Origin of the sequence: Sulfurihydrogenibium yellowstonense SS-5 (assembly GCF_000173615.1) — a bacterium.
In the GTDB taxonomy this organism is placed as follows: Bacteria; Aquificota; Aquificia; order Aquificales; family Hydrogenothermaceae; genus Sulfurihydrogenibium; species Sulfurihydrogenibium yellowstonense.
In genome coordinates this window covers 1-8,477 of the sequence record NZ_ABZS01000063.1, presented here as the reverse complement: position 1 = coordinate 8,477, position 8,477 = coordinate 1, and the positions used below count along the sequence as shown (strand labels likewise).

At 30.1% G+C, this 8,477-nt stretch carries 8 protein-coding genes; all 8 read left to right on the top strand.

What is annotated here, in order from left to right; all coding sequences use genetic code 11:
• Window positions 1-321: 321 nt before the first annotated feature.
• The 8 genes from SULYE_RS03750 to SULYE_RS03715 are packed head-to-tail and all read left to right on the top strand — an operon-like array spanning window position 322 to window position 8,284.
• The gene (locus SULYE_RS03750) at window positions 322-1,389 is read left to right on the top strand and encodes an SAVED domain-containing protein (protein WP_007546653.1); all 1,068 of its coding nucleotides are present in this window, start codon (window positions 322-324) and stop codon (window positions 1,387-1,389) included.
• A 25-nt stretch (window positions 1,390-1,414) separates the two neighbouring features.
• On the top strand, window positions 1,415-2,371 hold the full coding sequence (gene cmr1, locus SULYE_RS03745) for a type III-B CRISPR module RAMP protein Cmr1 (protein WP_007546651.1): 957 nt from the start codon (window positions 1,415-1,417) through the stop codon (window positions 2,369-2,371).
• A complete protein-coding gene (gene cas10 / locus SULYE_RS03740; protein ID WP_007546649.1) occupies window positions 2,364-4,205 on the top strand; it encodes a type III-B CRISPR-associated protein Cas10/Cmr2 in 1,842 nt (613 codons plus the stop codon). Before cmr1 ends, cas10 begins: the two co-directional genes overlap by 8 nt.
• Window positions 4,192-5,220 (top strand): type III-B CRISPR module-associated Cmr3 family protein, encoded by a 1,029-nt coding sequence (locus SULYE_RS03735; RefSeq protein WP_007546647.1) that lies wholly within the window; start codon window positions 4,192-4,194, stop codon window positions 5,218-5,220. The genes cas10 and SULYE_RS03735 overlap by 14 nt, the downstream gene beginning before the upstream one ends.
• Window positions 5,220-6,002 (top strand): type III-B CRISPR module RAMP protein Cmr4, encoded by a 783-nt coding sequence (cmr4, locus tag SULYE_RS03730; protein WP_007546645.1) that lies wholly within the window; start codon window positions 5,220-5,222, stop codon window positions 6,000-6,002. Before SULYE_RS03735 ends, cmr4 begins: the two co-directional genes overlap by 1 nt.
• Before the next feature lie 3 nt (window positions 6,003-6,005).
• The gene (cmr5, locus tag SULYE_RS03725; RefSeq protein WP_007546644.1) at window positions 6,006-6,422 is read left to right on the top strand and encodes a type III-B CRISPR module-associated protein Cmr5; all 417 of its coding nucleotides are present in this window, start codon (window positions 6,006-6,008) and stop codon (window positions 6,420-6,422) included.
• Entirely contained in the window at window positions 6,415-7,266 is an 852-nt protein-coding gene (gene cmr6 / locus SULYE_RS03720) for a type III-B CRISPR module RAMP protein Cmr6 (protein WP_007546643.1), read from the top strand. The genes cmr5 and cmr6 overlap by 8 nt, the downstream gene beginning before the upstream one ends.
• Window positions 7,259-8,284 carry a hypothetical protein gene (locus SULYE_RS03715; protein WP_007546642.1) on the top strand — a complete coding sequence of 342 codons (1,026 nt, stop codon included), beginning with the start codon at window positions 7,259-7,261 and terminating at the stop codon, window positions 8,282-8,284. Before cmr6 ends, SULYE_RS03715 begins: the two co-directional genes overlap by 8 nt.
• Window positions 8,285-8,477: the final 193 nt, after the last annotated feature.

Genomic DNA, 8,477 nt, shown 5'->3' with positions numbered 1-8,477 from the left:
TACTACTTGAGCAAGATGCGGATGTTGAAATCACGCAAGCAAAATATGAGATAATAAAATTACTGCTAACAGAAAAGAAATATTTAAATTTTGAACTGCTTACAAAAACCCTAAACCTTGACCAGCAAACAGCCATAGAAATAATAAGAAATCCCATTTAAAGAAGTATATTTCCCTACCTACAATATAGAAAACCCTGAAGAATCAAGATTAAATAAAGCATTAATAATACCTTTATCAAACCAAACTTTCACGCTAAACACTTTTATTAATAAGCAAGATTTAGAGACTATAAAAGAAGCTACAAATAAAAACTTTTTTGTGATTTTTGACAACATTTTTAGCGGAAAATCTTACCAATTAGCCGTTACAGCAGGTTTGATAGCAAAAGAAAAAGAAATTTTAGATAATGTTGCTTTTACAGGAGGAGTTTCATCAAATGGATTTATAATACCGGTTAATCATATAGAAGAAAAGAAAGAAATAACTGAAAAAGCTAAAAAAGTTTTAATAACTCCGGAAGACATAGAGAACGTAGAAGAGCTTAACTTTTGGCTTAATCCAGAGCATTTGCCTGTAATATTTATACATATAAATAAACCAGAGTTAGCTTTACAATCTCTAAAACAAATGGAAGATGCAATCAAGAAAGATGAAAGATTTAAGTATTTCAAATTAGAAAATCTAAGGAAATTCTACAGATTAGAAGACCAAGACATGTATCTAATAACACCAAGTGTAGATTTTTCAAACAGAGAAGAGCTTATAAGAATTTTAAACGAGTTTAGAGAGAAAGTAAGTAAACTTTTGACATTAGAAGGGGTAATAAAAGATCACAATAAAGTAGTTCTAAATGTCTCAGCGGGAATATCTACATTGGCATTGTATTTTGGTGTTATCCTTGGAAACAGACAGGCAAGCATAATCTATCATTATCAAAAAGAATATCACAAAGTTATAGACTTAACAGATAATCCAAGAAAGATAAAAGAGAAAAAGTCAGAATTTGAAAAAATTTCTGTTAATAAAAATATACAAGATCCGTTGATGGTAATTATTTATCTTGCAAGCCATAATCCGATAGAAAAAGGATTAGAGCTTAAAGAAAAGTTAGGAGCTAAAGGGGAGTTGATAATACAAAGTAAAGAGCATCAGGGCAATTTAGAGATTGGAGATTGGAGTAGTATCGTTTCTGAGATTTACACGGCAATAGATGATAATAAGCAAAAAGAAAACTATATGGTATTTTCGGCACCTGTTGCGATAATGCTTGCTCTTGGTATGGCTCTTGGCTACTTTTTACCGATAAAAGTCTTTCACTATAACAGAGATGAATATATTGAAGTTCCTATAAAGTTAAATGAAGAGATTTTAAGAAGTCCATTTTAAAAAATCAAAAAGAGAGAGGTTAAAGATGGAGGAAGCTATTTTTAAAGTAGAAATCATAACTCCAACCATCATGGGTGGAGCAAATAGTGGAAAATTAGACTCTATTTTTATAAGACCAACAGAAATAAAATCTACAATGAGACAGGCTTTTAGATTAGTTGCCGGTAAGTATGTAGAGCATAATAAAAAAGGTATTGAAAAATTATATGAATTGGAAAGTGAAGTATTCGGTAATACACAAGGAAAAGGAAAGTTTAGATTGATTGTTGATGTTCCAACTAATCTAAGAACTGAAAAAATCAAATTGCTTCCACATAAAAGCGATTTTTCTAAATTTGCCATCCTGCCAAATAAAACTTTTAACTTAAAAATTATTTCTTACAAATATCCAGTAGAATTTTATAAAGCACTGTTAAACATTGCTTTTTTGCTTGGAGTAGGACATAGAAGAAATAGACTATTTGGAAATATGCAGATAGAACAATTTGAATGGAAAGATGAAATACAAAAGATAGACAGATTTTTTATAGCTAAAAGATTAAAAGAAATAAAAACAAATAATCCTTCATTTGCTTGTTTTTCTAAAAGAGAAGATGATAAAGAAAATTTCATAATTGATGACATGCTTCTAAAAGATGAGTTTATACCAATAAAGAAACAAAATAATTTTGATAGAAAAAATTTTGAAAATTTTGAATTTGATAAACAAAATTTTGAAAAAGCTTTAGAAAATCTTTACGGAAAAGTAATCCATGGAATAAAAGAAAAAAAGTTAGACTTTATTCTTGGAGGAGCACGCCCAAGACAAGCATCTTTTGTAAATTTCTCAATTTTAAAATTTAATCAAAATTACAGACTATTTGTTATGGGCTTTTATTACAAGAATGAAAAATTTAAATATAATGATTGGAAAAATGCGATAGAAGAAGTTAAAAAACTAACAAAAGAAACCTTTGAAAAGAGAGGGCTAAAAGATGGCTAAGTATTTAGTAAAAATAACCATTCCATCTATACAAGATACAATTGTAAGGTCAAGAAAGCTTAAAGATTTAACAGGTGGTAGTGAGCTTATTCCAAGGATTATGCAATCAGGATTAAAGTCGCTTGCAAATGATGACAAGGTTGAGTTTATAATTCCAACTAAGGATGTTATAAAAGAAGATAGCCTAAACATAACGAACGTAGCATACCTTACAATAGAAGGAGAAAAAGAGCAGGTAATTGAAAAAGTAAAGCGTATGAAAGAAGAAATGTTTAAAAAATTAAATACTCTTGTAGACACAGTTAAATATAAAATCCCTGATAAAGAATTTAAAGAGTATGAGAATTTAATCAGATATCAAATCAGAAATGCCATCAATATAGTTTGGGCTATTAGCGAGATTAAAGATAACGATATCGTAAAAGCAAAAAATGATGTAGATATTGCAGTAGCTAATGCAAAAGCATCAATAGAGCCTGATAATAAATCTATCGAAGGATTTAATCTTTTTAAAAAGCAAAAGAATCAGTATTCAGATTTTGAAAATTATCAAGATTTTATGGAAAAAGCATATCAACTTAACCCAGAGCTTATAAGAGGAGCTTATCTTTGTGATGTATGCGGAAAAAGAGTAATACTTGGAGCAACAGAACACGATTTTAAAAATTCAATTACAAAAGACAGTGAAAAAGACAGGCTTTGTGCATTTTGTTATGCTAAGAGATATTATCTTGAAAAAGAAAAAATGAAAGAGGCAGAAAGTAAAAACGAAAGAGAAAGAAAGTCAGTAGCAGACGCTGCATTGGCTATCTATCTTCAAAGGGAAAATAAGAATGGAGAAAAATATGAAGAACTTATAAAAGGAAAATTTATAGAAAACAACTTGGAGTATTTATTTAACAAAGATATTGAATACGTATACATCGAAGAACTAAATGGACATATTAAAGAGTTAGAGAAAAATCCGGATAAAAATAAAGAGGAAATAGAAAAAGTAAAAAAACTTATAGATAGTTTGAAAGGACTCTATGAAAATGAAAATAAAGAAAATGAAAAAATTGGCTATCCGCCAGTTTACTATGCCATCGTTGTAATGGACGGAGACTCAATGGGAGAAAAAATATCAAAAGCATTTGAAGAGAATAAGATTATAGATATAACTGAAAAGTTATCAGAATTTAGTAAAGAGGTTAAAGGTATAGTAGAAAAATACTCCGGAATATCTGTATACTCAGGCGGTGATGATGTCTTAGCATTGTTCCCATTGGAAACAGCTCTAAAAGGGTATATGGAAATAATAAGTCAATTTAAAGATAAATTTAAAGATATGAAAGATGCAGGATACAATTTTACAGCAAGTGCAGGTTTAGTAATATCCCATTACAAAATACCTCTTAGCTATGTATTACAAGAAGCAAGGTCTGCAGAAAGCAAAGCTAAAAAAGTTGATAAAGAAAAAAAAGAAAAAGATGCAGTATGCATAAAATATATAAAACATTCATTCTCATCAGCAGAAGCTTTAATAAAAAACGATCATCTACAATTATTTGAAAAGCTAATAAGCTTTCTTTCTGATGAAGATTTTCCGTTTGGCTTTATCTATCAACTACAAGAGCTTTTACTTCCATACCTACCAAAAACAGAAGATGAAGAACCTGTTAAAAAGCTAATAAAATATCTAATTGAGAAGAAGCCTTACAAGAGAAAAGACAAGTTTGCAGAATTTATGTTAGATACTAAAGAGCTTTTTAATTTCAAAGAACCGGAAAAAATAATCAACACTTTAAAAGTAGCTAAATTTATAGCAAGTGGGGTGCAAAATGATAGGAATTAGACCATTTGATGTATTAATCTTTGGTGATGGAAAGCCATTTAACGCAGAAGAAAGAGTTTTTAGAGAGTCGGGTTTCTTTATAAATCCAATCCCGGTTGTCAGCGGGCTAAACAAAGTTACGGGTAAAAAACTAAACTTAGAGTTTATATCCATTGCAAAAGGAGAAAATCTATACTTTAAAGCACCAATAGACATAAAAGCCGTAAAAGACGGAAAGGACGGAAATAACAGAGTAATCAAACCGGTTGTCAGTAAACTTGACAATGTAATTACAGAAGAAAATTTAGAATACTTTTTAGATTATCAAACCAGCGAGAAGATGGAGGATTTAAACGGCTATTTAAAAGATGAAGAGTATATAAAATACTTAAAAGACGAAGAAATATCGCTTAATACAGAGCTTTTAAGACCACATAAAGAATTAAGAACAGGTATAGAAATAGATAGAAGCACAAGAACTACAAAGGAAGGACACTTATTTACTCAAACATTTATCAGATTTGAAGAAGATGTTTATTTTTATGTAAAACCATCTGAAGATTTAAATATTGATACTGTAATCGTTGGCGGAGAAAGTAAGCTATCGGTCGTAATTAAAAAAGACAGGGATTTAACAGAAAGGCTTTTAAAAGAAAAGGAAAATATAAAAAGTATTGTCAGAAAGACAGGATTTTTCAAGTTAATATTACTATCACCTACAAACAAGGTATTAGAAATAGAAGGAGCAAAAATCATAGCTAAGGTTTTAGGTAAACCATTTATTTACAGTAGTTGGATAAAATTGCCAAATGACACAACAGGATTTCCAACCAGAATATTTAGACTAATTCCTGAAGGTTCGGTTGTTTACTACAAAGTAGAAGACCAAAACAAAATTGATGAAATATTTGATAAATACTATCTTAAACCGGCTTATTATGAACTTGAATATCCATATTTTGATATCAAAAACCCAACAGGATTTGGATTAAGCATAATAGGAGCTTTAAATTTAAATAAAGGAGGTCAAGGATAATGAAAAAAGTTTTCTATCATGTTTTAACACCAATGCACATAGGCAGTGGAACAACGTTAAGTTTAATAGACTTACCAATTCAAAGAGAAGCACACACAGATTTTCCGGTGATGCCATCATCAGCAATCAAAGGCGTTATAAGGGCTTCATTTAACGAGCAAGAACAAGAAGATATCTTTGGAAAAGGGGATGAAGAAGGAAAAGTTATATTTACAGATGGAAAGATTCTTTTATTCCCGGTAAAATCTCTAAAAGGCGTTTTTGTATGGATAACCTCTCCTTACGTTCTTGAAAGATTCAAAAGAGATACAGAAATAGACGTCGAAATTCCAGAAGTAGAAAAAGACAAGGCGGTAGTGTCTTCAGATAAAGTCCTGATAAATAATAACAAGCTTATTTTAGAAGAATTTACATTTAACGCAACAAAAAACGAAAGTCTAAAAAGACTTAAAGAAATTACAAAATGCGAAATAGATGAAAATAAAATAGTAGTAGTAAGCGATGATGTATTTAAATTTTTTGTTAAAAACTATACAGAAGTAAACGCAAGAATTAAAATCGACCAAGCGAAAGGAACGGTTGATAAAGATAAAGGTGGACTATGGTATGAGGAGTTATTACCTGCAGAAACAGTTTTCTATGGTTGTATGGATGCAAGAAAAAAAGAAGAACATGAAAAACAGCTAAATAAAGTAATAGAAAAAATAAACAATCAAGTCCTTCAATTTGGAGGAGATGAAACACTTGGAAGAGGATTTACAAAAATAGTAGTGGAGGCGTAAGAGATGAAAACATTAGAACAAGAGAGAAGTAATTATGCTTTTAAGTGTATTTCTGAAATAAAAGAGTTAAAAGATATATCTTTTGAAAAAAATGCAAGCTCGTTAATATCTAAGCTTGGCACACTTATTTTAACAAACGGACTTGGAAATACTTTAGCTTTTCTATTTGCAAAAGGAAAAGACCATCATCTTGAAGTTATAGCGATTATTTCAAATTGGTTGTTTAGACAAGAAGGTCAAAAAGAACCGGGTTTTAAGAGAGATAATGTAAAAAATGAAATTGAAAAAATAATGAAAAAACTCGTTCTTGATGCAAGCGTTGAGCAGTATATGTACTATACAGAAGAAACTTTAAGACTTGTAAATTGGTTAAGAAGATTTTCTGATGCTATGTTAGAGTCTGGAGGCGAAAATGAGTAATGGTAAATATCAAAACAAATCAAACCAACAGCCAGGACAGGATGCAATATTAGTTATTCCTAAAGGAAATGATATAAAACTTTCATTAAACAGTGCATCAAATTTAAAGTTGATTTTAGAAAAGTATATTCCATTTTATAATATGCAAAACAATAGGATGCTTGATGTATCTAAAGCTAAAGACAAGGTTTACGAATTAAAGCCAAAAAATTTCCAAGAAGCTGATAATTATATAAAAAAACTAAATGAAAGACAAAGACAGATAGCAGATAAAAGCTTTACGCTTGCTACAAAATCAAGATTGATAGTTGGACTTGGCGGCGGTTCTGCTTTAGAAGTTTCTATTAAATTACATTTTATTTACGGTTTTCCTTACATTCCATCAAGCGCAATTAAAGGCGTTTTAAGGGCTTATAAGATTTTAGAAAAGGTAAATTTTGATTTTGAAAAGTATTCAAAATTTGAGAAGAAGATTGAAAGCGGAAATAGAGAAGACACAGAGATAGGAGCATTTGTAAGGGTTTTCGGAAATCAGCAATACAAAGGAGATTTAATCATTCTCGATGCTATTCCAGAACACTTTCCAAGATTAGAAGAAGATATCATGAACCCACATTATCCAAAATATTACAATGATAAAGAGCCACCAACTGATGACCAAAATCCAGTTCCAATAAAATTCTTAACAGTAGCAAAGGGAGAAAAATTTAACTTTTACTTTAAAAATAGTCAGGTCTATAAAGAAGCCTTTGAAACAGATTTAAAAGAAGATTTAATAGAAGCGTTTAACTATCTTGGTATTGGAGCAAAAACCGGCATAGGTTATGGGGTGTTAGATGGGTAAGTGGTTTAAAAAGTACAAGTATGCTGCAAGTTTAACAGGATTTATAATAATCGTATTTTTAAGTTATGTTCCGTTTACTATTGCCAAAGGTTTAAAGAATAATTCTACAGGTTTAAATGATAATAATGATAATTCTACGATCCTCTTTGGTGTTTCCTTGGTGATTTCTTTTATTTTGCTTTTATTGTACCATCGCTACTTTTATAAAAGAACGGCTAAAGAATTTTCCGGCGTTTTAAGATATTTGCTGATTGGGGAAGTTGGTGGACTGATTGGTCTTATAGGCTTTTTATCTGAGTTTGTTTTATCAAGCTTATTAGCAGAATATATAAAGAGTATAATAGCTAACGAAGATTTAATAAAGAATACAGGATTGGCAATTACTACATTTCTTAACATGTTTTCTGTTGGCTTTGTTTTTGTCTATTTCTTTGACAAACAATTACAAACTAAACCATCTAAAGGCAGAGAACCAAGACCAGTATTGATTTTTGGTCTGTCGGAACCCAAAGGAATTACAGATAAGGAAAAATATAAAAAATTTGTCAGTGATTTGCCGGGAAACTACGAGCCTATATTTGAACTTTTAGAATTCCATAAGGACGCTTTAAAGGAAATACACGTTTTATTCAGCGGTAAAACAGAAACAAAAAACGATAAAGGAAAAAATGGCTTCGATTATCTACATGAGATTCTAAAAAGTCTCGGAGTATATCATAAAATTAAAATTTACCCTTACAAATGCGATTTTAATGACGAAGAAAGTATAAAAGAACAGATAATTAAAATAAATATCGAAATAAAAAAATACGAAGATAGAGAGATTTCAATTTACATTTCTGGTGGAACAAGCTTAGTAACAGCAATATTAACACTTTTAGGTTTAGAAAGAGATAGACAAATAGAATATTCAATTCAGAAGCAACCTCCAGAATCTTCTGAATTACCAGAAATAAAAGCAATAGAAATATCAAAAGATGATGCTTTACTATTTCTTAAGACTTTGGCATTAAAATGAAGTAAATTAAAAAAAGAGGAGGTTAAGATGAATTCACAGAAATTAAACTTAAGCACGCCAAACATGCTTGGTGGTATTGGTGGCATTTTTTTGGTAATAGGATTTTTGTTTAACCTGCTTGGTCTTGTTGGTTTAATTCTTATCTTGGTTGCTTTTTATCAGTATTCACAAATTCTAAATAAACCGTCGATAT

Coding starts and splice junctions, on each gene's coding strand:
- cmr1 (WP_007546651.1), top strand. CDS start 1,415: ATGGAGGAAGCTATTTTTAAAGTAGAAATCATAACTCCAACCATCATG.
- cas10 (WP_007546649.1), top strand. CDS start 2,364: ATGGCTAAGTATTTAGTAAAAATAACCATTCCATCTATACAAGATACA.
- SULYE_RS03735 (WP_007546647.1), top strand. CDS start 4,192: ATGATAGGAATTAGACCATTTGATGTATTAATCTTTGGTGATGGAAAG.
- cmr4 (WP_007546645.1), top strand. CDS start 5,220: ATGAAAAAAGTTTTCTATCATGTTTTAACACCAATGCACATAGGCAGT.
- cmr5 (WP_007546644.1), top strand. CDS start 6,006: ATGAAAACATTAGAACAAGAGAGAAGTAATTATGCTTTTAAGTGTATT.
- cmr6 (WP_007546643.1), top strand. CDS start 6,415: ATGAGTAATGGTAAATATCAAAACAAATCAAACCAACAGCCAGGACAG.
- SULYE_RS03715 (WP_007546642.1), top strand. CDS start 7,259: ATGGGTAAGTGGTTTAAAAAGTACAAGTATGCTGCAAGTTTAACAGGA.